23 protein-coding genes, 1 pseudogene and 1 riboswitch are annotated in these 25,729 nt (G+C 72.7%); of the genes and pseudogenes, 15 read left to right on the top strand and 9 right to left on the bottom strand.

Annotated features, from left to right (window positions below; genetic code table 11):
- Nucleotides 1–52: 52 nt before the first annotated feature.
- The gene (locus tag EDF64_RS04280; RefSeq protein WP_166645591.1) at nucleotides 53–910 is read right to left on the bottom strand and encodes a LysR family transcriptional regulator substrate-binding protein; all 858 of its coding nucleotides are present in this window, start codon (nucleotides 908–910) and stop codon (nucleotides 53–55) included.
- Nucleotides 911–943: 33 nt separating this feature from the next.
- Here EDF64_RS04280 and EDF64_RS04275 point away from each other — a divergent pair, with 33 nt between their 5' ends.
- Nucleotides 944–1,333, top strand: a complete 390-nt coding sequence (locus EDF64_RS04275; RefSeq protein ID WP_071292308.1) for a DUF5997 family protein — start codon at nucleotides 944–946, stop codon at nucleotides 1,331–1,333.
- A gap of 40 nt (nucleotides 1,334–1,373) precedes the next feature.
- Nucleotides 1,374–1,880: a hypothetical protein gene (locus tag EDF64_RS04270; protein WP_133518825.1), complete on the top strand. Its 507-nt coding sequence runs from the start codon at nucleotides 1,374–1,376 to the stop codon at nucleotides 1,878–1,880.
- 60 nt (nucleotides 1,881–1,940) lie between these two features.
- Here the strand turns inward: EDF64_RS04270 and EDF64_RS04265 are convergent, their stop codons facing one another.
- Together EDF64_RS04265 and EDF64_RS04260 are read right to left on the bottom strand one after the other, a co-directional pair.
- The gene (locus EDF64_RS04265) at nucleotides 1,941–2,384 is read right to left on the bottom strand and encodes a phage holin family protein (RefSeq protein ID WP_133518824.1); all 444 of its coding nucleotides are present in this window, start codon (nucleotides 2,382–2,384) and stop codon (nucleotides 1,941–1,943) included.
- A 207-nt stretch (nucleotides 2,385–2,591) separates the two neighbouring features.
- On the bottom strand, nucleotides 2,592–4,067 hold the full coding sequence (locus EDF64_RS04260; RefSeq protein ID WP_133518823.1) for an MFS transporter: 1,476 nt from the start codon (nucleotides 4,065–4,067) through the stop codon (nucleotides 2,592–2,594).
- A gap of 109 nt (nucleotides 4,068–4,176) precedes the next feature.
- On the opposite strand from EDF64_RS04260, the gene EDF64_RS04255 reads away from it, so the two are divergent.
- Together EDF64_RS04255 and EDF64_RS04250 are read left to right on the top strand one after the other, a co-directional pair.
- Nucleotides 4,177–4,749, top strand: coding sequence for a TetR/AcrR family transcriptional regulator (locus EDF64_RS04255; RefSeq protein WP_133518822.1), 573 nt, complete (start codon nucleotides 4,177–4,179; stop codon nucleotides 4,747–4,749).
- A gap of 9 nt (nucleotides 4,750–4,758) precedes the next feature.
- Complete coding sequence (locus EDF64_RS04250) at nucleotides 4,759–5,286, top strand: Lrp/AsnC family transcriptional regulator (protein ID WP_133518821.1); 528 nt, start codon at nucleotides 4,759–4,761, stop codon at nucleotides 5,284–5,286.
- A 72-nt stretch (nucleotides 5,287–5,358) separates the two neighbouring features.
- Here the strand turns inward: EDF64_RS04250 and EDF64_RS04245 are convergent, their stop codons facing one another.
- The gene (locus EDF64_RS04245; RefSeq protein ID WP_133518820.1) at nucleotides 5,359–5,790 is read right to left on the bottom strand and encodes a GNAT family N-acetyltransferase; all 432 of its coding nucleotides are present in this window, start codon (nucleotides 5,788–5,790) and stop codon (nucleotides 5,359–5,361) included.
- Nucleotides 5,791–5,901: 111 nt separating this feature from the next.
- Here EDF64_RS04245 and EDF64_RS18405 point away from each other — a divergent pair, with 111 nt between their 5' ends.
- The 7 genes and pseudogenes from EDF64_RS18405 to ribH all read left to right on the top strand — a co-directional run bounded on the left by EDF64_RS18405 (nucleotide 5,902) and on the right by ribH (nucleotide 15,426).
- Nucleotides 5,902–7,236: a hypothetical protein gene (locus EDF64_RS18405; RefSeq protein ID WP_133518819.1), complete on the top strand. Its 1,335-nt coding sequence runs from the start codon at nucleotides 5,902–5,904 to the stop codon at nucleotides 7,234–7,236.
- Between the two features lie 86 nt (nucleotides 7,237–7,322).
- The gene (locus EDF64_RS04235; RefSeq protein WP_133518818.1) at nucleotides 7,323–9,044 is read left to right on the top strand and encodes a hypothetical protein; all 1,722 of its coding nucleotides are present in this window, start codon (nucleotides 7,323–7,325) and stop codon (nucleotides 9,042–9,044) included.
- A gap of 235 nt (nucleotides 9,045–9,279) precedes the next feature.
- Nucleotides 9,280–10,626 carry an alpha/beta hydrolase gene (locus tag EDF64_RS04230; RefSeq protein WP_133518817.1) on the top strand — a complete coding sequence of 449 codons (1,347 nt, stop codon included), beginning with the start codon at nucleotides 9,280–9,282 and terminating at the stop codon, nucleotides 10,624–10,626.
- Nucleotides 10,623–13,220: a bifunctional lysylphosphatidylglycerol flippase/synthetase MprF gene (locus EDF64_RS04225; RefSeq protein ID WP_133518816.1), complete on the top strand. Its 2,598-nt coding sequence runs from the start codon at nucleotides 10,623–10,625 to the stop codon at nucleotides 13,218–13,220. Before EDF64_RS04230 ends, EDF64_RS04225 begins: the two co-directional genes overlap by 4 nt.
- Nucleotides 13,221–13,365: 145 nt before the next feature.
- Nucleotides 13,366–13,500: riboswitch (FMN riboswitch) on the top strand.
- A gap of 92 nt (nucleotides 13,501–13,592) precedes the next feature.
- Nucleotides 13,593–14,264 carry a riboflavin synthase gene (locus EDF64_RS04220; RefSeq protein ID WP_133518815.1) on the top strand — a complete coding sequence of 224 codons (672 nt, stop codon included), beginning with the start codon at nucleotides 13,593–13,595 and terminating at the stop codon, nucleotides 14,262–14,264.
- Nucleotides 14,264–14,905 (top strand): annotated as a pseudogene (gene ribB, locus EDF64_RS04215) (3,4-dihydroxy-2-butanone-4-phosphate synthase); the annotation flags it as partial. The gene EDF64_RS04220 and the pseudogene ribB, both read left to right, overlap by 1 nt.
- A gap of 41 nt (nucleotides 14,906–14,946) precedes the next feature.
- Nucleotides 14,947–15,426, top strand: coding sequence for a 6,7-dimethyl-8-ribityllumazine synthase (gene ribH, locus EDF64_RS04210; protein ID WP_133518813.1), 480 nt, complete (start codon nucleotides 14,947–14,949; stop codon nucleotides 15,424–15,426).
- Between the two features lie 398 nt (nucleotides 15,427–15,824).
- Here ribH and EDF64_RS18080 read toward each other — a convergent pair whose 3' ends face one another.
- From EDF64_RS18080 to EDF64_RS04185, 5 genes are all read right to left on the bottom strand, one after another.
- A complete protein-coding gene (locus tag EDF64_RS18080; RefSeq protein ID WP_166645590.1) occupies nucleotides 15,825–15,995 on the bottom strand; it encodes a hypothetical protein in 171 nt (56 codons plus the stop codon).
- Nucleotides 15,996–16,062: 67 nt separating this feature from the next.
- The gene (locus EDF64_RS04200) at nucleotides 16,063–16,611 is read right to left on the bottom strand and encodes a TetR/AcrR family transcriptional regulator (RefSeq protein ID WP_133518811.1); all 549 of its coding nucleotides are present in this window, start codon (nucleotides 16,609–16,611) and stop codon (nucleotides 16,063–16,065) included.
- Nucleotides 16,612–16,693: 82 nt separating this feature from the next.
- Nucleotides 16,694–17,608: a carbohydrate ABC transporter permease gene (locus EDF64_RS04195; RefSeq protein WP_133518810.1), complete on the bottom strand. Its 915-nt coding sequence runs from the start codon at nucleotides 17,606–17,608 to the stop codon at nucleotides 16,694–16,696.
- Nucleotides 17,605–18,741, bottom strand: coding sequence for a carbohydrate ABC transporter permease (locus EDF64_RS04190; protein WP_208108823.1), 1,137 nt, complete (start codon nucleotides 18,739–18,741; stop codon nucleotides 17,605–17,607). Before EDF64_RS04190 ends, EDF64_RS04195 begins: the two co-directional genes overlap by 4 nt.
- Nucleotides 18,738–20,048, bottom strand: coding sequence for an extracellular solute-binding protein (locus EDF64_RS04185; protein WP_243736242.1), 1,311 nt, complete (start codon nucleotides 20,046–20,048; stop codon nucleotides 18,738–18,740). Before EDF64_RS04185 ends, EDF64_RS04190 begins: the two co-directional genes overlap by 4 nt.
- Before the next feature lie 184 nt (nucleotides 20,049–20,232).
- Here EDF64_RS04185 and EDF64_RS04180 point away from each other — a divergent pair, with 184 nt between their 5' ends.
- The 4 genes from EDF64_RS04180 to EDF64_RS04165 all read left to right on the top strand — a co-directional run bounded on the left by EDF64_RS04180 (nucleotide 20,233) and on the right by EDF64_RS04165 (nucleotide 25,704).
- Nucleotides 20,233–22,293 (top strand): aldo/keto reductase, encoded by a 2,061-nt coding sequence (locus EDF64_RS04180; protein WP_133518809.1) that lies wholly within the window; start codon nucleotides 20,233–20,235, stop codon nucleotides 22,291–22,293.
- Nucleotides 22,272–23,303 (top strand): LacI family DNA-binding transcriptional regulator, encoded by a 1,032-nt coding sequence (locus EDF64_RS04175; protein ID WP_133518808.1) that lies wholly within the window; start codon nucleotides 22,272–22,274, stop codon nucleotides 23,301–23,303. Before EDF64_RS04180 ends, EDF64_RS04175 begins: the two co-directional genes overlap by 22 nt.
- A gap of 215 nt (nucleotides 23,304–23,518) precedes the next feature.
- A complete protein-coding gene (locus EDF64_RS04170; RefSeq protein ID WP_133518807.1) occupies nucleotides 23,519–25,042 on the top strand; it encodes an MFS transporter in 1,524 nt (507 codons plus the stop codon).
- Nucleotides 25,043–25,194: 152 nt separating this feature from the next.
- Nucleotides 25,195–25,704 (top strand): flavin reductase family protein, encoded by a 510-nt coding sequence (locus EDF64_RS04165; RefSeq protein ID WP_071290737.1) that lies wholly within the window; start codon nucleotides 25,195–25,197, stop codon nucleotides 25,702–25,704.
- The last annotated feature ends 25 nt before the right edge of the window (nucleotides 25,705–25,729 follow it).

Genomic DNA, 25,729 nt, shown 5'->3' with positions numbered 1-25,729 from the left:
CAGGCTGAACGCGTCGGTCAGGACGCGCCAGTCGGTCAGGACGAAGTCGTCCTCAGCGGTTGCCCTTCGAGCCGCGCTTCGGCTTGCCCTTCATCCCGCGCTGGGTCCGGCCGCGGCCGGTCGAGTTTTTCCCGCCGCCGCTCTTCGCGCCGGTGCCCTTCGTGGCAGAGCGCTTGGCGACGGTCTTCCCGTTGGCGGGCTTCGCCTTGCCGCCACCGCCACCGGCACCGCCACCGCCACCGCCACCGCCGCCACCGGCGCTCCCGCTGCCGCCGCCGTCACCGCCGGCCGAGCCACGCGACCGGTCCCCGCCACCTGACGGACGCGAGCCGTCCCCGGTGTCGCGATCCGTGCCTCCAGGCTGGTCCGTCTGGTTCCGGGAACTGTTGGCGGTCCGCCCGCGCACCACCCCGATGAACTCCTCCGTCGTGTCGGAGGCGTCCTCGTCGCGCCAGGCGAGCACGATCTGGGTGCCGGGTGCACCGACGAGCGGGCGGCCGACGAGGTCCTTGCGGCTGGCGGCGCGGAACAGCGACTGGGGGAGGACCGCCACGCCGACGTTCGCCTCGACCAGGTCGAGCGTCGCGTCGATGTCGGCGGGGACGGGACCAGGGTCGACGACGTGGACCTCGGCGTCGGTGAGGTCGACCTCGGCGAGGTCGGCGAGCGGGGAGTCCTTCGGCATCGCGACGACGGCGGTCTCGGTCCACAGCGGGATCGCGTTGTGGGCGTCCGAGACGGGGACCCGGGCGAAGACCATGTCGACCTCGCCGGCGAGCGCGTCGTCCACCTCGTCGGCGCCGATCGGACGGAGCCGGAGCTCGACGGAGGGGAAGCGTTCCCGCCAGACGCGTGCCCACTTGGCGGGGGAGACCCCGGGCACGAAGGCGATGGTGAGAGCCGCGGTCATGCAGACGAGCATAGGGGCCGTACCCTTGTCGGTATGGCGCAGGAACAGACCATGAAGCCCGAGACGGCCGCGAAGAAGCTCGGCATCCTGCTGGCGGCCGCCCCGGAGACCTTCCAGAGCGCGCCGATCAGCCGGACCGCGTTCGACGAACTCCGCACGGAACCCCCGACCTGGCTCGAGGACCTCCGTCGTGACGGACCGCATCCCCGACCCGTCGTGGCGCAGAAGCTCGGCATCTCGATCTCGGGGTTGACCCGAGCCGGGATCGACGATCCGCTGACCACGACCGAGATCAAGACGCTGCTCGAGCAGAAGCCCGAGTGGCTCGTCCGCGAGCGTGCGACGCAGGCAGCGGTGCACGCCGAGAACGCCCGCGTGAAGCAGGAGCGCGCCGCCAAGGCCGCTTCCCGCGCCCAGGACTGACCACCGCGCTCCACCCAGCGCTCCCGCCCGAGGAACCGCCGTGCACGAGACCGTCGCCGACGCCATGCTCGTCGTGCCGCAGTTCGCGTCGGTGTGCTGCATCGTCGGGGATCGGTACCGGCCGCGTCCGGCGGTGATCGTGCCCGCGGCGGTGATGCTCGTCGCGATGCTCATGCCCGTGGTGCACGCCGGCGCGTCGTGGACCCTGCTGGCGGCGACCGTTCTGCTGCTCCTCGCACCGCTGCCGGTGATGCGGCGGCGACGCGCCGACGGTCGCCGCGCCGAGCCGATGGACGTCCACCGGGCGCTGTCGGCGGTGGTGATGGCCGGGATGCTCCTGATGGGACACGCGACCGGACTCGCCGACGGACACGCCGGGCACGGCATCGCGCTCACCGCGGTCCTCGGGGCCGGGGTGATCGGCTACTGCGCGTTCAGCGGGTGGCTGCTCCGGTACGAGTGGGGGCGCGACGACCGTCGTGCGGTCCGGAGCGGCGAGGTCTTCGCGATGACGGTCGCCGTGGTCGGCATGACACTCGCGATGTAGTCAGACCGGCGGTCAGAGCGGCGGTCAGACCGGCTGTCAGAGCGGCGGTCAGACCGGCGGTCAGACCGCTTCCGTGTCCGTGTCCGTGCTGCTCGCGGAGTGGACCCGCTCCTTCGTCGCCTGGATCGTGTCGCGCGGCACCGGCGGCACACCGCGACGGATCCCGCGCACCCCGACCGCCAGCAGGATCGCGGTCACGACCGCGAAGACCACGACGGTGATCCCGGTGGCCGCCCAGAGCGGCAGCGCCAGGGCGAGGAGTGCGACCACGAAGCCGGCGAGGGCCACGAGTGTGGTCAGGGCGAAGGCCACGCCGACCCCGGTCAGCACGAGCCCGGTCTTCGCACCGCTCACGCGCTCGCCGACCTCGCGTCGGGCCGACGCGACCTCGTCCCGCACGGCACGGAGCACCGGCTCGAGTGCCTTCTGCACGAGTCCGGCGGTCATCGTGTCGCGGAACGACGGCTTGCTGCTGCGGCTCTCGTCGTGGTCGGTGCTGCTCATGGGGTCTCCTGTCCGGGGCGCGGCGTTCGCGCCCACGAGGTGGACGTCGTGGAGTCGATGATCGTCACGGCTCCTGCGACGGTGCTCGGCGGGTTCGCAGGTTCAGCAGCGCTCGCGGCGACGGCGGGTGGGCACCGCACCGGCCTGGAGGCCCGCCCCGCGTCGACGACGCAGGACGGGCCTCCAGGGGTGGTGGCGTTCAGGGCGTCAGGACGCGACCTCGTCGAGGTCGTCGATCCCACGGGCCGTGGCCGCTGCGCGGCGGGCGCGCATCGACGGGGCGATGAGGGCTCCGACGACCGCGAGGACCGCCACGCCGGTGCAGGCCCAGAACCCGATCGTGAACGCGTCGTCGGTCGGCAGCCCCTGCGCGGTGCTGTGCGACGTGATGAGGGCCGCGATGACCGCGGTGCCGACGCTGGAGCCGATCGTCCGGACGACGGTGTTCGCGCTGATCGCCTCGCCGGTCTGGTTCGCGGGGACGCTCTCGATGATCGCGTTCGAGCACGCCGCCAGGGCCATGCCGATGCCGATGCCCGTCAGGACGCCGGACACGACGACCTGCCAGAGCTCGGTGTGGCTGATCGCCGGGATGACGAAGGCGGCGACGATGGCGACCCCGCCGATGAGCATCGGTGGCTTCGGGCCGACCTTCCGCACGAGGATGCCGGCGATCGGACCGGCGATCACCATCATCACGACGGTCGGCAGGAGGAAGAGCCCGGCCTCGGTGACGTCCTTGCCGAAGCCGTACCCGACGGCGGTCGGCAGCTGCAGCAGGGTCGGGACGAGGACGAACGTGCCGAACATCGCGAAGCCGAAGACGAGGGCGACGACGTGGGCGGTCCAGACCCCGCGCACCGCGAAGAGCCGGACGTCGATCAGGGGTTCGCTGACCCGGAGCTCGACGACCACGAACGCGACGAGCGCGACGGCACCGAGCACGAGCAGGCCGACGGTCTTCACGTCGCCCCAGCCCCAGGTCTCGCCCTCGCTGATCGCCAGCAGGATCGCGACCAGGGAGACGCCGAGCACGAGGGTGCCGGCCATGTCGAGGCGCCCGGGCTTCCGGACGGGGGACTCGGGCATGCCGAACACCGCGCCGAGCAGGGCGATCACGACGAGCACGGCGGGCAGCCAGAACAGCCAGTGCCACGACAGGTGCTCGACGATCGGGCCGGCCGCGACGATGCCGACCCCGGCGCCGATGCCGAAGATCGCCGAGAGCAGTCCGATGGTGACGCTGACCTTCTCCTTGGGGAGCTCGTCGCGCACGATGCCGATCGACAGCGGCATGACCGCGCCGGCGGCGCCCTGCAGCGCACGGCCGACGATGAGCGTGCCGAGGTTCGGCGCGAGGGCTGCGAGGACGGCCCCGACGAGCAGGATCGACAGGACGACGATGAGGACCTTGCGCTTGCCGACCATGTCCCCGAGACGACCGAGGATCGGCGTGAGCACGGAGGCCGACAGCAGGTAGGCGGTGAGGACCCAGCTCGTCGCGCTGGTCGAGGCGCCGAGGTCCTGCCCGATGGTCGACAGGGCCGGGGCGACGAGCGACTGCAGCACCGCGAAGGACAGACCGCCGAGCGACAGGTAGACGATGATCGCCGTGCTGTTCGGCCGCCGGCCGTCGGTGGTGGGGTGGGACCCGGTCCGCGGGGTCGCCATGGTGTCGGTCATCGTGCTCCGTACGGTCGATGTAAACGCTTGCTGACTTGACGAGGGTACGCGGTTGTCGGCCGATGTCAACAATTGCTTACATCCCGGTCCGGGCCGGTACGCTTCGACCATGAGCAAGGACGCCGAGGCCACCCGTCTGCTGCTCGTGCAGGCCGCGCGACGTCGGTTCGCCTTCGACGGCTACCGAGCCACGACCGTGCGCGACATCGCTGCCGACGCCGGCGTCAACGTCGCGCTCATCAACCGGTACTTCGGGTCGAAGGAGGGGCTCTTCCGCGCGTGCCTCGACCGCGTCGTGCGGGACCTCGGGACCGAAGGGCGCGCAGCGGTGGACGCGCACCGCACCGTCCGCGACCTGATCGGACACGTCGTGCGGTCGCCGACCGACGAGGACTCGATGCAGCTCATGCTCCTGCTGCGGTCCTCCGGCGACGACGGCGCCGACGCCATCCGCCGCGAGACGCTCCGCCGCTACGCCGAGCGCCTGGCCGGTGCCGTCGCCGGCACGGTCACCGACGACCTGCTCATCCGCGCCGAGATCGCGCTCGCCGTGGTGCTCGGGATGACCATGCTCCGGACCTCGACCCAGGTCGAGCCGCTGGCGTCCGCGGAGCACGAGGCCGTTGCCGGCCCGCTCGAGGACGCCCTGCGCGCGCTCCTCACCGACGCCTCGGCACGGTAGCGTCGAGCCGTGTCCGAACGCCCCGTCCGCCGCCCCGATCCCGCCCCGCGCCTCGACGAGGTCGACGAGCGGATCCTCTGGACGCTCGCGGCCGACGCCCGGATCCCGAACAACCGGCTCGCCGCCGCGGTGGGCATCGCCCCGTCGACCTGCCTGACCCGGGTGCGGGCGCTCGAGGACGCCGGGGTCATCCGGGGGTACCGCGCCGAGGTCGACGTCGCCCGGCTCGGGTTCGCGATCGAGGCGATGGTCTCGGTGCGCGTGCACGCCGCCGCCCGGCACGAGCTCCGGGACTTCGCGAAGCGCCTGCTGCGGGTGCCCGTCGTGCAGGACGTGTCGTTCCTGGCGGGCGACAAGGACTTCCTCGTGCACATCGCCTGCACGTCGACCGAGCAGCTCCGGGACTTCGTCGCCGACGAGCTGAGCGGGGACCCGTCGGTGGCGACGACGCAGACGAACATCGTGTTCGAACGGCTCGTCGCCGACCGGGCACACCAGGGACGCTCGTTCGACGAGCTCCGCCGCTGGCGCGCCTGACCGAGCGCGCGCGACCGACTTCGCGCCTGGCGCGCGCCTGACCGACCCCGTGCGCCCGGCTGGTGCCGCGCCTCAGCGCGTGCGGGTCATCGGGAGGTGCGTGATCCCGTCCTCGACGAAGTCCTCACCGGAGCGCACGAACCCGAACCGGCCGTACCACTGCTCGAGGTGCGCCTGCGCGTCGATCGTGATGCGCGCAGATCGGGACTCGGCGATCGCGGCCTCGATGAGCTGCGCAGCCAGACCCTGACCACGGGAGGCCCGAGCAGTGGCGACCCGGCCGATGCGCTCGGTGCCGTCGGGCTCGCGGAGGAGTCGCAGCGTGGCGTCGACCGACCCCTGCCCGGCCCAGAACTGGACGGTGCCGGGCTCGAGGTCGCGGCCGTCGATGTCGGGGTACGCGCACCCCTGCTCGACGACGAAGACGTCCTGCCGCAGGCGGAGGATCTCGTGCAGCGTGACGATGTCCGTATTGCGGGTCGGAGCGTTGAAGATCGAGACCAAGACCGGCCTTTCCTGACGAATTCTTGAGAAACCTGGTGCGTTCTGGCGTGGACGGGCGTACCGTGCCGGTCAACCACTCTACGTGCGCAGCCGAGATCAGGAGGTGAGCGCATGGACCAGCCGTTGCGCGCACCCTGGCGCGCGATGACCCGGTACGCGCTGTACGGCATCGTCGTCGCCGCGGCCCTCGTGCTGCTCACCCTCGTGCTCGGCGCCCGTCCGGCCTCCGCGGCGACGTCCGATCCGCAGCCGTCGCAGCAGCGTGGGCTCGTCGGCGGGCTCGTGCACGGTCTCGGCGACACCGTGCAGGGCGTCACGAGCGGCGTCGGACACGTCGTCGAGCGGGCCGTCGACCCGGTCCGGACGGCAGTGGCACCGCCCAAGGCTCCCGTTCCGGCAGCGCCCGCTCCGGCAGCACCGGCTCCGGCAGCACCGGCAGCCCCGGCTCCGGCAGCTCCGGCCCCGGTCGCAGCCCCCGCGGCACCCGCCCCCACAGCATCGTCCCCGGCCCCGTCGAGCCCCGCCCCCGCGGCACCGGCTCCGGCGCCCGCGACGACCCCCGCAGCACCCACCGGCAGTGCGCCGACCGGCGCCACCGGCGGCCAGCAGCCGGCCACCGGGACCACCCCGGCCACCCCTGCGACCGCAGCCGACGGGACCGAGGCGAGCAGCGCCTCCAGGCCCGTCACGGACACCCTCGTCACCGTGCTCCGCCCCGTCACGGGAGCCGTCGAGCACCTCACCGGAGCACGCCCGGTGACCACCGTCGTCGGCACCCTCGACCAGGTCGTCGGCTGCCTGCCGGTCCTCGGGACCGTGCTCGGGGACGACACCCTCGGCACCGTCACCCGTCCGGTCACCGGACTGGTCGACGACACGCTCGGTGGCGTCGGTTCCGTCGTCGGGTCCGTCCCGGACGCGGTCGCCGGTCTGCCCCCGGTCGTGGGCGGCGGCCTGCCTGGAGGCACGGATCCCGTCGTCGACGTCCCCGGCACCCCGGTGGGCGGCGGCTCCACTGCCCCCGTCGGTTCGGCATCCGCCGGCGTGCGTCCGGACGCGTCCGCGGCGCAGACTCCGGGCTCGAGCGCCGTCGCGGCGGACGTGAGTGTCGCGCGCACGGACGCCGTGTCCTCCGAGGCCGCGACGGTCCTCGCTGGCGACCGGGTCCTCCGGGCCGACGCTGCCGCACAGGACGCCACCGTCGGCGGCCGCGCTCTGCTCGTCCCCCGGGGCGGCGGCACCGGCCACGGCGACGGCCCGCTCGACGGCCCGGTTGCGGGCGTCCTCGGCAGCAGCGCCTCCGGCTCGACCGGCTCGGCAGCAGCCGTCGGGATCGTCGGTTCCACCGGCGGACAGATCTCCCTCGCCGCGGGGTCACGCGGCACCCTCTCCGACGACGCGGTCCCCGCATCGGTCGTCGGCGAGCACGACGTCGCCCCTGACTGAGATCGGTGCGCCTGTCCGCCACGGCAGGCACGCACCTCCGGCCGCCATCGCGGTCGGCCAACGATCTCGATCAGTGAGGAACGACCATGAACAAGTACGTCTCGAGAGGGCTGTGGTTCACCCTCTTCGTCGGCGGGCTGACGCTCGGAGGGGCATGTGCTGCGAACGCGGCCACGACCTCCGGCGCGGACGGCACCGCTTCGGGCACACAGGTTGCCCCGTCCGTCTCCGTCCCCGTGTCGGCGTCCGGCAACGCGCTCGGCGTGCTCGGCGACGCGGTGTCGTCGGTCACGTCGGCCGTCACGAGCGCTCCGGCGCCGGCGGCTCCCGCATCCACGCCGGCTACCCCGGCCGCAGCACCCTCGACCTCCGGGTCGGACGGGGTCGCCTCGGGCACGCAGGTCGTGCCGCAGGTCGCCGCTCCCGTGCAGGTGTCCGGCAACGCGATCGCCGTCGGTGGGGACGCCACGTCGACCTCGGCTTCCGCGGCTCCTGCCGCTCCTGCCGCTGCTGCCCCGGCCGCTGCTCCGACCGCCGCTGCGCCGACGACCTCCGGGTCGGACGGGGTGGCCTCGGGCACGCAGGTCGCCGGTGATGTGACCGCTCCGGTCACGGCGACCGGCAACGCGATCGCCGTCGGTGGGGATGCCACGTCCTCCGCGCCGGCTGCGGCCGCGGCTGCTCCGGCGACGTCGGCGTCCTCCGCGCCGGCTGCCGGGGCTTCGGCTCCGACGACGTCGGGCTCGGACGGGACGGCCTCCGGCACGCAGGTCGCGCCGGTCGTGTCGATCCCGGTGACGGTGTCCGGCAACGGCATCGGGCTGCTCGGTGACGGGACCTCGACGGGGTCGACGACCCCGGCAACCGGCACCGGCACCGGCACGACCACCCCGGCTGCTGGTGGTTCGACCTCGGGGTCGGACGGCACGGCGTCGGGCACGCAGGTCACTCCGGTGATCTCCGTTCCGGTGACGGTGTCCGGTAACGGCATCGGCGTGCTGGGCGACGGCGCGTCGACCGGGGCGACGACCCCGGCGACCGGCACCGGCACCGGTACGACCATCCCTGCTGCTGGTGGTTCGACCTCGGGGTCGGACGGCACGGCGTCGGGCACGCAGGTCACTCCGGTGATCTCCGTCCCGATCACGATCGGCGGGAACGGCATCGGCCTCGTCGGTGACGGGACCTCGACGGGGTCGACGACCCCGGCGACCGGCATCGGCACGGGGTCGACCACCCCGGCAGCTGGTGGTTCGACCTCGGGTGACGGTGGACTCCTCTCCGGCACCCAGCTCACCCCGGTGATCAGCCTGCCGGTGACCATCGGCGGCAACGGGATCGGCATCGTCGGCGACGGCACCAGCACCACCACGCCCGGCACCGGGACCGACCCGGGCACGGGCACGGACCCCGGGGACGGCACCGACCCCGGTGACGGCACCGACCCCGGTGACGGCACGGACCCCGGTGACGGGACCGACCCCGGGGACGGCACCACGCCCGGTGACGGCACCAGCACCCCCGGCACCGGAACCGGTGTCGGCGACGGCACCACGCCCGGTTCGGTGACCACCCCGGTCACCGGTGCCGCCGCGGTCGTGGCGACCACTGCCTCCCGGGCCGTGACCGCCGACGCGATGACCGCCGGTGTCTCGACGGTCGCACAGACGGCGGCCAGCGCCGCGGCCGGCGCGGCCGCCCCGGGGCTCGCCTACACGGGAGCGAGCTCGCCGGTCCTGCCGGCCGGGTTCGCCCTGCTCCTGCTGCTCGCCGGAGCGGGGACGATGGTGCTGCGCAAGCGGCACTGACCACCGCGGTCACAGCGGGTCGGAGGGGCACCGGATCCGGGTGCCCCTCCGACCCGTGCGCGCGCACAGCCGGCCCAGCCGCACCGGCACCGCCCCACCGGTACCGCGAGCTGAGCTGAGCCGAGCTGAGCTGGACACACGCTGATGGCCGTCTGGGAGCAGTCGGTGGTGAACCTGTGGACAGCAGAAGCGCCTCCGGGGCTGCCCGGCAGCGGGGTACGGCCACGATGAGACCGTGCTCCACGACCTCCTGCGCATCCCGATCACCGGGCGCGACGTCCTCGTCCCCGTCGACGCCATCGCCCTCGTGCTCACCGTCTGGGTGGTCCTCGCACCACTCCTGCACCGGGGCGACCGGCGACGGGGACATCCCGTCCGAGCCGTCGTGATCCGGGTCGCCGCGCTCGTGGTGGGCGCGGGCGCCGGGCTCGTGGCGGTGTGGTGGACGGGCGACGTGCTCGACCTGTTCGGGGTGTCGTTCACGCCGGTGACCCGCATGTGGATCGCCTTCGCCTGCGCCGGCATCGCGCTGCTCGTGGTCGTGCTGGTGCAGGGCGGCTGGACGTTGCGCGTCGTCGCGCTCGGGGCAGCCGCGTGCGTCGCCCTGGCCGCCGGCCTCGGCGTCAACGTCGACTTCGGCTTCTACAAGAACGTCGAGCAGGCGGTCGCGACGAACCCGTACCCGACGCGGACGATCTCCACGCCCCACCGCGGCGTCGGGAACGGTGAGGTCGACCCCGCCGACTGGCACGCGCCCGCCGGGATGCCGCGCGAGGGCGAGACGATCAGCGTCCGGATCCCGGGGACGGTGTCCCACTTCCACGCCCGGAAGGCCGTGGTCTGGCTCCCGCCGGCGGCCCGGACCGCGCACCCGCCGAAGCTGCCAGTGCTCGTGTCGCTGTCCGGCCAGCCCGGGCAGCCGGCCGACATGTTCCAGACCGGTGACCTCGGCCAGTACCTCGAGCACTACGCCGAGACGCACGACGGGCTCGCCCCGATCGTCGTGGCGCCCGACCAGCTCGGCGCGCCCGAACGGAACCCGATGTGCGTGGACTCCCGGCGGCTCGGTCGGAGTGCGACCTACGTCATGACCGACACCGTGCGGTGGATCCGGCAGCACCTGCCGGTCGCGAGCGCGCCGAGCGCGTGGGGCGTCGTCGGGTTCTCCGAGGGGGCGACCTGCGCGATGCAGTTCTCCGCCGCGCACCCCGACGTGTTCGGCACCACGCTGGCGATCTCGAGCGAGCCCGGACCCCGGAACGGCAGCGTCCAGCAGACCATCGCGCTCGGGTTCGGCGGGTCGGCGGCGGCGTACCGGGCCGCGGCACCGGCCGCGATCATGACGGCGCACGGGCACTACCCGCACCACCTCACCGTCTTCGGGTACGGCCAGGACGACGCGCCGTACCACGCCTCGACGGACGCGCTCCGTGCGGTCGCCGAACGGGTCGGGATGCAGACGGCGCTCATCGTGTCCCCGGGGTCCGCCCACGACTGGAACACGGTGCGCTACGTTCTGTCCCACGGCCTCCCCGCGGTCATCGCGCACCTCGGGCTGCCGGCGACGAAGGGATCGCTGTGACCGAGACCGGCCCGGGGACGACGGGGTCCGACCCGAACGCGTCCGCGCCCGACCCGCACGCGCCCGACCCGCGCGCGCCCGGGCAGCCCGCGTCTGGGCAGCGTGCGTCCGAGCCGCACGCGTCCGGGTCCGGGGCCCCGCCCCGTGCCCCGCGCCCCGCGGCACCCGAACCCTCCCGCAAGCGGAACGCCTGGCGCGCCGTCGCGCGCACGGTCCGCCGGCACCCGGTCACGACCGCGATCCTCGTCCTCGTGCTCGCCACCTCGGCGACCGCCGTCGTCCTCCGCGTGGTGCACGGCACCGGTCCGGTCTCCTACGGCCCGTTCCGGGTGTTCGCCGCCTCGACCGGTGTCCTCGCGCTCCTGCTCACCCTCGCCGGCGTCGTCGTCCTCGTCGGTGCCGCCGAGCGCCTGATGGGTTCGTGGCGGACGGCGGTCGCGTTCGTCGTCACGACCGTGGTCGGCACCGGCATCGGGGCGTTGAGCGCCTTCGTCGACTCGGACGGGCGCGACGTCGGACCGCTGCTCCTCGGACGGGCGACGAGCTTCGACCCGTGGACCGCCATCGTGGGCACGATCGTCACCGCGAGCGCCTTCGCCGGACCCCTGTGGCGACGCCGGATCCGGGTGAACGCGCTCGCCGTGGTGGCCGCCCTGCTGCTGTACGCCGGGCACGCCTCGGACCTCTACGCCGTGTTGGCCGCCGGTGCCGGCTGGCTGCTCGGCGAACTGCTCCGCCGCACCCCGAAGCGGAACGGCTGGCTCCGGAGCTCGCACCGTGAGACCCGGGTCCTGCTCGGCACCGTGGTGCTCGTGTCGGCCGTCGGCCCGGTGATCGCCCTCGTCTCCCGCGCCCGGGTCGGGATCCTCGCGCCGCTCGCCGCCGTGGTCGGCGCCGGACCGGTGACCCCGGTGCACGGCTGCCGCGCCGACGGCATCGCGGGGGAGTGCCTGCGTGCGCTCCTGGCCTACCGCGCGACCGACCCCTGGACGGTGGTGCTGGCGGCGGCCCCGCTGCTCGTGCTCGTCGTCGCGGGACTCGGGCTGTTCCGCGGCAGCCGGTTCGCCGTGTGGCTCGTGGTCGTGGTGGACGTCGTCACCGCGGTGGCCGCCGCGGTCACCTACGGCGCCGTGCCCGGCCGGGTCGAACGGCTGCACGGCACCGAGGACCAGTTCATCGTCGACCTGTCCATCGCCGCCTCGATCGTCGTCCCCCTGGCGACCGCCGTCGTGCTGGTGGTGCTCCGCCGGTCCTTCACGGTGCTGGCCTCGCGCCGCCGCGTGGTGAGCTTCGCGGTGACGGTCGGGTCGGCCCTGGTCGTCATCGTCGCGGTCGTGCTGGTGACCGCGGCGTCCGCGCCCCAGCACGTCGAGGACCCGCTCCGGCTCGCCGTCGCCGCCCTCGGTCCGCTCTCCCCGGTCACCTTCTGGGACCGCCTGCCGTCCCTGCACCCGATGCTGCGGATCGTCCTCGGCCTGGCCGGACCGGTGCTCTGGTTCGTCATCGCCCTGGCGTCCGTGCGGCCGACCGGCGCCGTCGAACCGGACGCCGACCCGGACGGCACCCGCCACGACCGCGAACGCGCCCGCGCCCTGCTCGAGGCCGGCGGCGGCGACGCCTTCGGCTGGATGACGACGTGGCACGGCAACGCCTACTGGTTCGCCGACGACGGTCGCGCAGCGGTCGCGTTCCGCCGCAACGGCCGGGTCGCGGTGACGGTCGGCGGGCCCTTCGGCTGGCCGGACGCCCGTGCCGACGCGATGACGGCGTTCGCCCGCTGGTGCGACGACAACGGCTGGACCGCGGTGTTCTACGGGATCGGCGCCGACGAGGCCGGCGCCCTCACGGAGCAGGGCTGGGGCACGCTGCCGGTCGCCGAGGACGCGGACTTCGACCCGCGCACGTGGACGATGAGCGGCAAGAAGAAGCAGGACGTCCGGACCTCGGTGAACAAGGCGAAGCGTGAGGGCATCACGGCGACCTGGTCGTCGTGGCAGCAGCTGCCGAGCTCGACGACCCGGCAGATCGAGGCGATCTCCGAGGAATGGGTCGCCGAACGCGAGCTGCCCGAGATGGGCTTCACCCTCGGCGGGGTCGACGAGATGCGGGACCCGGCGGTCCGGACCCTCGTCGCGCAGGACGAGGCCGGCACCGTGCTGGCCGTCACCAGCTGGCTGCCGAGTCACCGCGAGGGCCGCGTCGTCGGCTGGACGCTCGACGTCATGCGTCGCACCGGCGCCGCACCGAACGGGGTGATGGAGTTCCTCGTCGCGAGCGCCGCGGAACGGATGCGCGAGGACGGCGTCGAACGCCTCAGCCTCTCCGCCGCACCGCTGGCGCAGGCGCCCGACACCGCGCCGGCGAACGAGGGCGTGCAGGACCTCCTCGACCTGGTCGGCGGGGTGCTCGAGCCCGTCTACGGCTTCCGGTCGCTGCTGAAGTTCAAGCTGAAGTTCGGCCCCGAGCTGCACCCGCTGGTGCTCGCCTACCCGGACCCGGTCGCGCTCCCGGCGATCGGGATCGCGGTGGTGCGCGCCTACCTGCCGGACCTGTCGCTCCGACAGGCGGTCGCCCTGGCGCGGGGGCGCGGCTGACGGGAGGCGCGGTGCGGGCCCGCCCCGCGCCTCCAGGCAGTCGGTGCGCACGTCGCGAGCCGCAGCCGGCACCGCGACGCCCCGTTACGTCCGCGCGGGCGGCGCAACGCGACCGTCATCCGTCTGGGGTATCGTTCCGACTACGCAAGCGCTCCGGGGTCGGTGCAAGTCCGAACCGGTGGTGACAGTCCACGAACTGATGACGGGTGCGAACCCGGCAGAGGTTGACTCGGTGAAACTCCGGGACCGACGGTGAGAGTCCGGATGGGAGGCGCGCTGGCGGACAGGACGCGACCACCCCTGCGGTGCCGCGACCCGTCCGTCGATGCCGACGATCGTCGAACGCCCCGGAGTCCCGTTGAGAGGACACCAGTGTTCACCGGCATCATCGAGGAACTCGGCACCGTCACCGCCGTCGAGCAGCACGGCGACTCCGTCGCGCTCACCGTCCACGGCCCGCTCGTGGTCGCCGACGCGCAGCACGGCGACTCCATCGCCACGAACGGCGTCTGCCTGACCGTGGTCGAACAGACCCCCGAGACCTTCACCGCCTTCGTCATGAAGCAGACGCTCGACATGAGCGCGCACGGCACCCTGGCCGTCGGCGACCGGCTCAACCTCGAGCGTGCTGCCTCGGTCGGGGACCGGCTCGGCGGACACATCGTGCAGGGGCACGTGGACGGCACGGCGACCGTGCTCGAGACGGCGGACGGTGACGGCTGGCGCCGCGTGCGGTTCTCGCTCGTGCCCGACCTCAGCCCGCTCGTCGTCGACAAGGGCTCGATCGCGCTCGACGGCGTCTCCCTGACGGTCAGCGCCGTCTCCGCCGAGGACACCCCTCCGGACGCGGCCTGGTTCGAGGTCAGCCTCATCCCCGAGACGCTCGCCGCGACCACCCTCGGCGCGCGGGTGCCGGGGGACCGCGTGAACGTCGAGACCGACGTGTTGGCGCGGCACGTCCGGCGGATGCTGCGGCTGGACGCGGCGGTGCAGTCGGCTGCGCCGGTCGGGTCGGCTGCGCCTGTCGGTCTGGAGGCCCGGTGATGGTCGCCGAAGCACCCGCCCTGGCCGACGGGGTCGGACTGTCCACCGTCGACGAGGCCGTCGCCGCCATCGCCGCCGGCCGGCCGGTCATCGTCGCGGACGACGAGCACCGCGAGAACGAGGGCGACGTCATCCTCGCCGCCGAACTCGCGAGCCCCGAGTGGATCGCCTGGACGGTGGCGCACTCCTCCGGGTTCATCTGCGCCCCGGTGAGCGTCGAGATCGCCGACGCACTCGACCTCCCGCCGATGGTGGAGCACAACGAGGACGTCCGCGGCACCGCCTACACCGTGACCGTCGACGCCGCCGTCGGGGTGACCACCGGCATCAGCGCCCACGACCGGTCCCGGACGCTCCGGGTCCTCGCCGACCCGGCGTCCGTCCGCGACGACCTGCACCGCCCCGGACACGTCGTGCCCCTGCGTGCACGACCGGGCGGGGTCCGCGAACGCGCGGGCCACACCGAAGCCGCGATCGACCTCGTCACCGCTGCCGGGCTCCGGCCCGCCGCGGCGATCTGCGAGATCGTCGACGAGGACGGCGGCATGATGCGCCTGCCGGGACTCCTCGCACTCGGGGCACGCGCCGGCGTGCCCGTCATCACCATCGCCGCACTCGTCGAGTGGCTCGACGCGGCAGACCGGGCGACGGCCGAGGCCGTGCCCACGGAAGGAACGACACGATGAGCGGAGCAGGCGCGGCGGACCGCGACCACGTCGACGGCAGCGGGATCCGGGTGGCGATCGTCGCCGGGCAGTGGCACGAGGCCATCGCCGGTGGGCTCCTCGCCGGGGCGCAGCGCGAGGTCGAACGCCTCGGTGCGTCGGCCGAGGTCATCCCGGTCCCGGGGAGCTTCGAGCTGCCCGTCGTCGCGAAGACCGCGCTCGAGGCAGGGTTCGACGCGGCGGTCGCGCTCGGCGTGATCATCCGCGGCGGCACCCCGCACTTCGAGTACGTCTCGGACGCGGCCACGAGCGGCCTGACCCGTGTGGCGATCGAGACCGGCAAGCCCGTCGGGTTCGGCGTGCTGACGCTGGACGACGAGCAGCAGGGGCTCGACCGCGCCGGGCTGCCGGGGTCGAAGGAGGACAAGGGCGCCGAGGCCGTGCACGCCGCCGTCGCCACCGCGGTCACGCTGCGGAAGTTGCGCGTGCTGGCGTAGCCGCCCTGCTGCGTGCGCCGGGCCGCGTGTGCCGGGCTCGGCTCGGCCCGCGGCTCGGCCGCGCCCGCGGCTCGCGGTTCGGACCGGCCGGCCGTTCGCGGCCCGGCCCGGCTCGGCTCGGGTCAGCCCGCGGTTCGCACAACCGAAGTCACCCGGAACCGCGTCTTCTCACGGTTCCGGGTGACTTTCGTTGTGCGGCGGTCGGCGGGCCGGCCGGCCGGGCGGTGGGTGGCCGGCCGGGCGGTGGCCGGCGGGCCGGCGGGCCGGCGGGCCGGCGGGCCGGCGGGCCGGGGGCGGCAGCCGGCGGGCGGCGGGGCCGAGCCCAACCCTGCCCAGCCGCGGGACGCAGAACGGCCCCGCACCTCTGCAGGTGCGGGGCCGTTCGGCGTGCGGTGTGGTTACCGCTTGCCGAACACGTGGATCGGCAGGAAGAAGGAGAGCGACATGAGCAGGAGACCGCCCATGAAGATGAAGGCCTGACCAGACTCCACCTGGAACGCGAAGCCGAACAGGTACATCGACACCAGCAGCAGCAGGATCGAGAAAACAGCGGCGATGACGCGGCCCACGGTGGTACCTCCGGAAGTCAGGCGGGTGGATCGGACCCAGTCTATCCCCAGCAGGGTCGGTGTCGGTTCACGCGCCGGGCCTGGTCGCGATGAGGCGGTCGACGACGCCGAGCAGGGCCTCCATGTCGACCGTGCTGCGGTTCGGCCGGACGTCGCTCGCGGCGCCGAGGGAGGCCTGGTGGTACAGCCCGTCGCCGAGCAGCTTCACGGCCTGGGCGGTGGGCTCGTCGCCGAGGGCGTCGACGAGCGTGGTGAGCCAGCCGTTCTCGGTCTCGTCGAGGGTCCGGCCGGCCTCTTCGTAGCCGGCCTGCTGCAGGCGGCTCGCCGCGAGGAGCGCGAGGTCGAGCTCGCTGCCCACGAACAGGCAGTTCCGCACGAAGTACCGCGCCGCGCCGTCCTCGGCGTCCCGCATCCGGTCGACGTCGATCGCGGAGAGGTCCGACAGGCGTTCGCAGAGCCCCTCGACCAGGGCGGCCTTCGACCCGAAGTGGTAGAGCAGTCCGCCCTTCGAGACCCCGGCACGAGCTGCCACGGCGTCGAGGGTCGCCGGACGCTCTCCTTCCTCGCACACGATGGCGACGAAGCTGTCCAGGACACGATCGCGGGCGCTTGCCATGGGCACGAGTCTAGGGAGTCGTGACGTGCTCCGGAGCCGTGGGCGGCGACGCGGTCGTCGCGCCGCCGCCCACGGTCCACGGTCATCCCTTCAGCGCACCGGCGGCGATGTTGGCGATGAAGTGCCGCGACCCGATGATGAAGACGCCGATCAGCGGGAAGACGCTGATCACCGCGCCAGCCATCACGGCGCCGAGGTCGGTGGCGTTCACCGAGCTCAGGCCGGCGAGGGCCACCTGGAGCGTCTGTCCCTTCGGGTCGATGAGCACGATGAGCGGCCAGACGTAGTCGTTCCAGGCGGTGATGAAGGTGAAGATGCCGAGGAACGCCAGTCCGCCTCGGAGCATCGGCACCGCGATCGACCACCAGGTCCGGAAGAACCCGGCGCCGTCGACCCGTGCCGAGTCGATCACCTCGTTCGGGATCGATCCGGTCGCGAACTGCCGGAGCAGGAAGATGCCGAACGCGTTCGCCGCTCCCGGGATGATGAGCGCCTGCAGCCCGCCGATCCACCCGAGGTGGGCCATGAGCACGAAGCTCGGCACGAGCGACAGGCTGCCGGGGACCAGGAACGTGGCGAGCATCACGGTGAACAGCGACCGCTTGAACGGGAACTCGTACTTCGCGAACGCGAACGCCGCGAGCGAGTCGAACAGCATGACCAGGACGGCCGTGCTGCCGGCGACGAGCACGGTGTTGAGGAGCGCCCGCAGCATGTCCACGTTGCTGAACACCGAGGCGACGTTGGCGAGTGCGTTGTCCCCGAACCAGAGCGACGGCGGGTAGCCGAAGATCTCCGCGTTGGTCGAGGTCGACATCACGAGCAGCCAGTAGAAGGGGAAGATCGACAGGAGCACCCCGACGATGAGGCAGAGGTGCGTGACGGCGGTGCCGAGCCATCCCCGGCGGAAGCCGTGGCCGCGGTCGTCGGTCGCTGCCCCTGGCCGTCCGAGGGCGGCGGCGGTGTTCGTGGTCGTCGTGGTCGGTGTCGCGGTCATGCGTCGACCCCCTTCGCGCTGGTGCGGGCCGAGTCCGAGCCGGCTGAGCCGTCCGAGCCGTCCGAGCCGTCCGAGCCGACCGAGCCGGCTGAGCCGTCCGAGCCGGCGGAGCCCGTCGAGTCGGTGCGGACGACGCGCGGGACCCGGAGGCGTCGTGGTGTCTTCAGGCCGTCGCGTTCACTGAGCAGGCGCCAGTTGATGATGGCGAACACCACCGAGAAGATGAACAGGACCCAGGCGATCGCCGACCCGTACCCGAAGTCGAACTGGTTGAACGCCTGCTCGTACTGGTAGAGCACGATCGTCATGCCGGCCTCGTCCGGGCCGCCCACCGCTTGCCCGTTGAACAGGATCTGCGGCTCCGTGAAGAGCCCGAGCCCACCGATCGTCGACGTGATGAGGGTGAAGAGGATGACCGGGCGGAGGAGCGGCACGGTGATCCGCGAGAAGATCTGCCACGCGTTCGCGCCGTCGACCTTGGCGGCGTCGTAGAGCTCCGTCGAGATCGACTGCAGCCCCGCGAGGTAGATGATCGCGTTGTACCCGGTCCAGCGCCAGATCACCATCACCGAGATCGTGATCTTGATGCCCCAGTACGACGACAGCCAGCCGACCGGATCCGCGCCGACCGCCCGCAGTGCAGCGTTCACCAGACCGAAGCCGTCGGAGAACACCGAGCCGAACACGATCGCCATCGCCACCATGCTCGTGACGTTCGGCACGAAGAACGCGACGCGGTAGAACCCCTTCGCGCGGATGTTGCCGTGCAGCAGGAACGCCAGGACGAGCGCCAGGAACAGCATCGGGATCGTCGACATGATCCAGATGAGGAACGTGTTCCCGACGGCGTTCCAGAACCGCGGGTCGCCGAGGAGGTACTGGTACTGCGCGAGCCCGACGAACGTGGGGGACCCGACCCCGTCCCAGTCGGTGAACGACAGCACGATCGAGAACACGATCGGGAACAGCCCGAACACCAGGAAGAGCACGTAGAACGGCGCGATCGCGACGTACTGCGGCCAGAACCGCCGGAGCCCGAAGCGCTTCCCGGTGGCGGCCGTGGTGATGGACGAGGTGGGGGTGCCGACGACTGCGGGGATGCTCGTGGTCGGGGGAGCCTGCTTGGTGCTCATGCGCGGACCCCGCGCTTCTCGAGGACCCGGTTGGTCTGGTCGACGGCGTCCTGCCAGGCCCGGTCGGGGTCCTTGCCGCCGGCCTCGACGTTGGTGATCTCGGTCGCGAAGGCGCCGATGAAGCGCTCGGAGTTCGAGATGTACGTCACCGGGACGTCCATCGCCGAGGCGTTGAAGAACGCGAGGGGGTCCTGGTCGCCGAAGTAGTCGCCGGGCTTCCGCATGATCCCGTTCGCGAAGGACGCGGGGGTCGACGGGAACAGCTGGATGTCGTTGTACGTGTGCGACTGGACCTCGGGCGAGGTGATCCACTGGGCGAACGCGACGGCGGCAGCGGGGTCCTTCGACGTCTTCGGGACCGCGAGGAACGAGCCGCCGCTGTTGCCGGGCCGATCCGGCTGCCGGGCGATCCGCCACTGTCCGGCGGCGTCGGGGGCGGTGTCGTGGATGACCTGCGTCCACCAGGCGCCCTCGATCTGCCCGGCGACCCGGCCGGACACCCACCCGGCGTTCTGGTCGGTGCCGGACTGCAGGTTGCCGGTCAGCCCGGACCGGACACAGGCGACGGCGTTCTCCCACGCCTGCCGGATCGAGCTGTCGTCCCGTTCGAACACCGGTCGGTCGTCGCGGTCGAAGTAGCGCGTCGGGCTCGCGGCGATGTACTGGTTGAAGAGCTGCGTGGCGGTGATCACGGTGGCGGCGTCCGCGCCCTTCCGGATCTTCGCGCCGAAGGAACGGAACCCGTCCCAGGTCGAGATCGCGTCGGAGACCTCGTCCGGATCGGTCGGCAGCCCGGCCTTCGCCAGCACGTCCTGCCGGTAGAAGAAGCCGGTGGGTCCGGTGTCGACCGGCCAGAAGCACTGCCGGCCGCTCGGCGTCCGACCGAGCGCGCTCTTCCAGTCGTAGTACTCACCCCGCTTCGCCGCGCCGCCGTGGTCGTCGAAGTCGGTGAAGAGGTCCTCGTCGGGGAAGTACAGCCAGCAGTTCGAGTTGACCATGAGGACGTCGGGGATGAAGGCGTTCCCGGCGAGCGCGGTCCGGAACTTGGTGTCGTAGGACGCTCCGCCGATGAGGTCGGGCCGGAGTCGCTTGGTGCCGTGGCCGCTGATGCCGCCGGCCGCCTGCCGCAGGAACTTCGGGTCGAGTGATCGGTTCCAGTACCAGAGGACGAGTTCGTCCGGGTCCTTCGAGATCGCGGTGCCGGTGGAACACCCGGCGAGGAGCGCCGTGGAGGCGAGGGCGCCGATGGCACCCGCACCGGCGAGGAACCCCCGCCGGCTGAGACTGATCGTTGGTGCTGCTGTCACGGAGTACCTGCTCTCGTCGTTGAGATCGGGATACCTGGAGCGTTCGACCGTGAACGCTCACGAAGTGGTGCAGAGCCTCCTCCCACGGACACGCCGTGTCAAGCACCTGCACCGTTGCAGGCTCGGCGTCGCGGCAGTACGGTCGTCGTGACCGTGAAGGTTCACGACGAGAATGGGTACCCGCATGTCAGCGCAGACCGCGACCACCGCCAGCAGCAGCACGGACGTGCAGCAGGACGTCCCTGGCTGGGCCGTCCTCGGCCCCGGCGGGATCGCTCGCCGCTTCCTCTCCCAGCTGTCCGCGAGCAGCGTCGGTGCGACCCTCGTGGCCGCCGGCAGCTCCTCGCCGGAGCGGGCGCAGGCGTTCGCCGACGAGGCCGCGGAGCACGGCTTCGCGGGCGTCGTGGCCGGCTCCTACGACCAGGTGCTCGCGGATCCCCGGGTGCACGCCGTGTACGTCTCGACGGTGCACACCGGGCACGCCGCCCTCGTGCTCGCCGCGCTCGAGGCGGGCAAGGCCGTGCTCTGCGAGAAGCCCCTGTCGCCGAACCACGGCACGTCGATGGCGCTCGCCGACGCCGCTCGCCAGGCCGGGCTGCCGCTCGTCGAGGCGTACATGTACCGCTTCCACCCGCAGACCGCGGCACTGCTCGAGCTCGTCCGCGACGGCGCGATCGGCGACGTCACGCACGTCGACGCCTCGTTCGCCTTCCGCGCCGGTGAACGGTCCGGCCGGCTGTTCGACGTCGACACCGCGGGCGGCGGCATCCTCGACGTCGGTGGCTACCCGGTGACGATGGCCGCCGCGATCGTGCAGGCCGCGACCGGCGTGGCCGTCGCCGAGCCGACGGAGCTCACCGCGACCGGCACCCTCGGGCCGACCGGCGTCGACGAGTGGACCGTCGCACACCTCACGTACCGCGACGGCATCACCGCCGACGTCCGGACCGGTGTCCGGGTGCAGGACGACAACGCCGTCCGGGTGCACGGCACGCGCGGGACGATCACGCTCTCCGACCCCTGGACGCTCGGCGACGACCCGACGATCGTGGTCCGCACCGTCGACGAGGACCCGCGCACGCTGTCCTTCGCCGGCGAACACCCCTACGCGCGTGAGGCGGACGCGACCACCGCGGCGCTCGCGGCCGGACGGGTCGACGTCCCCGAGTACACGCTGGACGAGTCGCTCGCCACCGCCCGCACGCTCGACAAGTGGCGTGCCGCCATCGGTCTCCGCTTCCCGTTCGAAGCGGAGACCGCCGACATCCCCACGGTCAGCGGTCACCCGCTCCGGGTGGCGGCGCACACCCCCGCGGCCGCGGACAACCCGATGAAGTACGGCGAGATCCCGGGCGTCGGCAAGCGGCTGTCCCGCCTGGTGATGGGCGTCGACAACCAGCCCGACCTCGCGCACGCCAGCGCGATCTTCGACCTGTTCGTCGAGCAGGGCGGCAACGTCTTCGACACGGGCTACATCTACGGCGGCGGCGTGCTCGAGGGGCGCCTCGGCAAGTGGATCCAGAACCGCGGGGTGCGCGAGGACGTGGTCGTCATCACGAAGGGCGCGCACAGCCCGTTCTGCGACCCGGAGTCGCTCACGAAGCAGCTGCTCGAGAGCCTCGAGCGCCAGGGCACCGACTACGCGGACATCTACATGATGCACCGCGACAACCCGGACATCCCGGTGGGGGAGTTCGTCGACGTCCTCGACGAGCACCGCCGCGCCGGCCGCATCCGCGTGTACGGCGGGTCGAACTGGACGCCCGCCCGCTTCGACGAGGCGAACGCCTACGCCCGTGCGAACGGCAAGCACGAGTTCGAGGTGCTCAGCAACCACTTCGGCCTGGCCGAGGCGTACGACGTGCCGTGGGCCGGCTGCGAGCACGCCACCGATGCCGCGTCGAAGGCGTGGCTCGAGGAGCGGCAGGTCCCGCTGCTGCCGTGGTCGTCGCAGGCGCGCGGGTTCTTCACCGGTCGTGCGACGCCGGAGGACACCAGCGACGCCGAGCTCGTGCGTTGCTACTACAGCGACGAGAACTTCGAGCGGCTCCGTCGCGCGCGTGAACTCGGTGAGCGGTTCGGGGTCCCGGCGACGGCGATCGCCCTGGCCTACGTCCTCAACCAGCCGTTCCCGACCTTCCCGCTGTTCGGACCGCGTACGATCGCCGAAGCCCGGTCGTCCATGACGGGCCTCTCCGTCGACCTCACTCCGGAACAGGTGGCATGGCTGGACCTCCGCGACTGACGCACTCGCCCCCGGACGGCCCGCACCCCGGCGGCCGCGCGACGATCATCGACGTCGCCGCGGCCGCCGGGGTGTCCCGGCAGACGGTGACGCGCGCGATGAACGGCATGTCCGGCATCAGCGCCGTGACGAAGCAGCGCGTGCTGGCCGAGGCGGAGCGGCTCGACTACCGGCCGTCGCGGTTCGGCCGTGGGCTCGTCACCGGCGGTGACCACCAGCTCGGGCTCGTCGTCAATGACCTGCGGAACCCGTACACCCCGCAGCTCGCGTCCGCGGTGTTCCGCCTCGCGGCCGAGCAGGGGTGGAACGTCATGCTCGCCGACGTCGACCTGGCGAGCGACGCGGACCGGATGGTCCAGGCGCTCGGTGCGCAGACCGACGTCGTCATCGGCTACCTCGGCTCCCGTCGGCACCGGTGGAGCGAGCTCCTCGGCAGCGTGCCGATGGTCGAGCTCGACCCGTCGTCCGACCCGCCGACCGCCGCGGTCTGGATCGACCCGGCGGATGCGATCGAGACCCTCGCGGACCACCTCGTGGCGACCGGGGTGCGGCACCCGGTCGTGCTCGACAACTCGTCGCCGGAGCACACGAGTGCTCGTGGCCTGCTCCTGATGGACGCCCTGCAGCGGCGCGGCTACCTGCCCGAGATCGTGCACGCCCCGCACGGCACGGCGGAGTGCGGCGCCGAGGAGACGACGGCGATCCTCGGGCGGCGCCGACGGCTCGACGCGATCCTCGCCTTCAACGACGTGATGGCGCTCGGCGTCCTGCAGGCGTGCCGACGCGCCGGCGTGGACGTCCCCGGTGACGTCCGGGTGGTCGGGGTGGACGGGCTCCCGCTCGGCGGGCTCGTGTCACCGACGCTGACGACGCTCGCGGTCGACCTCGACGCCGTCGCCCGCGAGGCGCTCGACCTCGCCCTCGGCATGCTCGCCGGCGAGCTGCCGCGACACGGTGACGCCGTGCAGCGCACGGTGCGCCACCGCCTGCTCCTGCGCGAGTCGGCCTGACGGGGTCCGTCCGGCTCCGGGGGTGACCGGCTGACGGCCTGGAGGCGCGTGGCGGGCCCGCACCGCGCCTCCAGGCCGCCATCTGGTTGCATTTGCAACCATTACCGTCCAGACGGTACACTAACGGAGTCCTGACGGGACGCGTGCAGACCCCGCGTCCCGTCTCGTCTGCACCGCCGTCGACCTGGTCCGGCTCGAAGTCCCAGGAGTCCTCCTTGTCCGCACTGCTCACCGGTCCCGTCACCACCGCCGTCACCGGCAGCCGCGCCCGCCGGTTCGCCGCGCTCGCGGTCCTCATGCTGCCCGTCCTGCTCATCTCGGTGGACAACACCGTGCTGAGCTTCGCGCTGCCGTCGATCAGCCGCGCGCTCGACCCCGACGCCACGACGCAGCTCTGGATCGTCGATGCGTACCCGCTCGTCCTCGCCGGCCTGCTCGTCGTGATGGGCAGCATCGGCGACCGCATCGGTCGGCGCCGGATCCTCGTGATCGGCGCGAGCGGCTTCGCCCTGTTCTCCGTCGCCGCGGCGTTCGCGACCGACGCCTGGATGCTCGTCGCCGCGCGCATCGCGATGGGTGTCTTCGGCGCGATGCTCATGCCGGCCACCCTGTCGATCATCCGCAACGTCTTCGTCGACGCGGGGGAGCGACGGATGGCCCTCGCCGTCTGGTCCACGATGTTCGCGGCCGGCAACGCCCTCGGCCCGCTCGTCGGCGGCGTCCTGCTCGCGCACTTCCACTGGGGTGCGGTGTTCCTGGTCGCCGTCCCGATCCTCGTGCTCATGCTCGTCGGGGTGCCGTTCTGCGTCCCGGAGTCCCGCGACCCGATGCCGGGCCCCGTCGACGTGCCGAGCATGTTCCTGTCCCTCGGCGCGCTCGCCCCGATCGCGTGGGCGATCAAGTCCGTCGTGCACCCTGAGGAGCGTGGCTTCGCGATCGCGATGCTCGCCGTCGGCGTGCTGTGCGGCATCGCGTTCGTGCGGCGGCAGCTCCGGTCGCGCACACCGATGCTCGACCTCCGGCTCTTCCGCAGCACGGCGTTCACCGGCAGCGTGCTCATGAACATGGCGGCGATGTTCTCGCTGACCGGGTTCCTGTTCTTCATCGCCCAGCACCTGCAACTCGTCGCCGGGCTCGACCCCTTCACCTCGGGCATCGTGCTCGTCCCCGGGTCGGTGCTCACCATCGTCGCCGGGCTCGTCGTCGTGCCGATCGTCGGCCGGGTCGCACCGCGCTGGGTCGTCGCGGTCGCCCTGCTCTTCTCGGCAGCGGCGTACGCGATGGTCGCCGTGCTCGGCCACCACGCCTCGATCGTGGCGCTCGCGTTCGCCTTCGTGCTGCTCGGCATCGGCATCGGCGCGTCCGAGACCGTGACGAACGACCTCATCATCTCGACGGCCCCGGCGGACAAGGCCGGAGCGGCGTCGGCGATGTCCGAGACCGCGTACGAGATCGGTGCGGTGCTCGGCACGGCCGTCCTCGGCACGATCCTGGCCACCGCGTACCGGGCGCACGTCGTGGTGCCGGACGGGCTGTCCTCGTCGGCGCACACGGCCGCGCAGGAGACGCTCGGTGGTGCGGTGTCCGCGGCGAGCGAGCTCGGCGGGTCCGCGGGGCAGGTGCTCCTCGAGTCGGCGCGGGCCGCGTTCGACTCGGGCGTGACGATGACGGCCGGGGTCGCGGCGCTCCTCATGGTGGTCGCGGCGGCCGGCGCGGTCGTCATGCTCAAGCGCCGCTGACACTGCCGGGGCCGCGTCACGCGAGGTCACACGGCGCGCCCGGGATCGGTCGAACCTGAGAATCGTTGACCTCAACCACGGTTGAGGTCCTACGTTGGGACATGGTCGCGGAGCCGCGGCCTCCCCTCCCCGAAGGAACGACCACGACTCCCATGCCCGACGAAGCACCGGCGACCATCGCGGACGCGTACAAGGCCGCCTTCCGCGGACACCCCGCCGGCGTCGCCGTCATCACCGCCGAGGGCCCGGACGGCCCCACCGGACTCACCGCCTCGAGCGTCGCGAGCGTGGCCATCGACCCGCCCGTGCTCGTGTTCTCCCTGTCCACGAACTCCGGGTCCGCCGGCGTCGTGCTCGGCGCCCCGCTGTTCGTCGTGCACCTGGTCGACTCGCTCGGGGTCGCCCTCGCCAAGCGCTTCGCCTCGACCGGCAGCCCCGCGGCCGACGACCCGATCTGGGGGACCCTGCCGTCCGGCGACCGCTACCTGCCGAGCGCCGCGAGCGCACTGCGCTGCCGGCCGCTGTCGACGACGCCGATCGGCTCCTCCACCGTGGTCGTCGCCGAGGTCCTCGACATCGTCGTCGGCCTCGAACGCGGCGAACCGCTGGTCTACCACAACCGGGAATTCCACTCCCTCACCGATCGTTCCCGGCTCTCGTGAGCCGCGGAGCACCATCCGCAATCCA

Origin of the sequence: Curtobacterium flaccumfaciens (assembly GCF_004361695.1) — a bacterium.
In the GTDB taxonomy this organism is placed as follows: Bacteria; Actinomycetota; Actinomycetes; order Actinomycetales; family Microbacteriaceae; genus Curtobacterium; species Curtobacterium flaccumfaciens_B.
Note: the sequence above shows the minus strand (reverse complement) of the source record. Positions and strands in the feature narration are given on the sequence as shown.

Coding starts and splice junctions, on each gene's coding strand:
- EDF64_RS04280 (WP_166645591.1), bottom strand. CDS start 910: ATGACCGCGGCTCTCACCATCGCCTTCGTGCCCGGGGTCTCCCCCGCC.
- EDF64_RS04275 (WP_071292308.1), top strand. CDS start 944: ATGGCGCAGGAACAGACCATGAAGCCCGAGACGGCCGCGAAGAAGCTC.
- EDF64_RS04265 (WP_133518824.1), bottom strand. CDS start 2,384: ATGAGCAGCACCGACCACGACGAGAGCCGCAGCAGCAAGCCGTCGTTC.
- EDF64_RS04260 (WP_133518823.1), bottom strand. CDS start 4,067: ATGACCGACACCATGGCGACCCCGCGGACCGGGTCCCACCCCACCACC.
- EDF64_RS04255 (WP_133518822.1), top strand. CDS start 4,177: ATGAGCAAGGACGCCGAGGCCACCCGTCTGCTGCTCGTGCAGGCCGCG.
- EDF64_RS18405 (WP_133518819.1), top strand. CDS start 5,902: ATGGACCAGCCGTTGCGCGCACCCTGGCGCGCGATGACCCGGTACGCG.
- EDF64_RS04235 (WP_133518818.1), top strand. CDS start 7,323: ATGAACAAGTACGTCTCGAGAGGGCTGTGGTTCACCCTCTTCGTCGGC.
- ribH (WP_133518813.1), top strand. CDS start 14,947: ATGAGCGGAGCAGGCGCGGCGGACCGCGACCACGTCGACGGCAGCGGG.
- EDF64_RS04200 (WP_133518811.1), bottom strand. CDS start 16,611: ATGGCAAGCGCCCGCGATCGTGTCCTGGACAGCTTCGTCGCCATCGTG.
- EDF64_RS04195 (WP_133518810.1), bottom strand. CDS start 17,608: ATGACCGCGACACCGACCACGACGACCACGAACACCGCCGCCGCCCTC.
- EDF64_RS04190 (WP_208108823.1), bottom strand. CDS start 18,741: ATGAGCACCAAGCAGGCTCCCCCGACCACGAGCATCCCCGCAGTCGTC.
- EDF64_RS04180 (WP_133518809.1), top strand. CDS start 20,233: ATGTCAGCGCAGACCGCGACCACCGCCAGCAGCAGCACGGACGTGCAG.
- EDF64_RS04175 (WP_133518808.1), top strand. CDS start 22,272: ATGGCTGGACCTCCGCGACTGACGCACTCGCCCCCGGACGGCCCGCAC.
- EDF64_RS04165 (WP_071290737.1), top strand. CDS start 25,195: ATGCCCGACGAAGCACCGGCGACCATCGCGGACGCGTACAAGGCCGCC.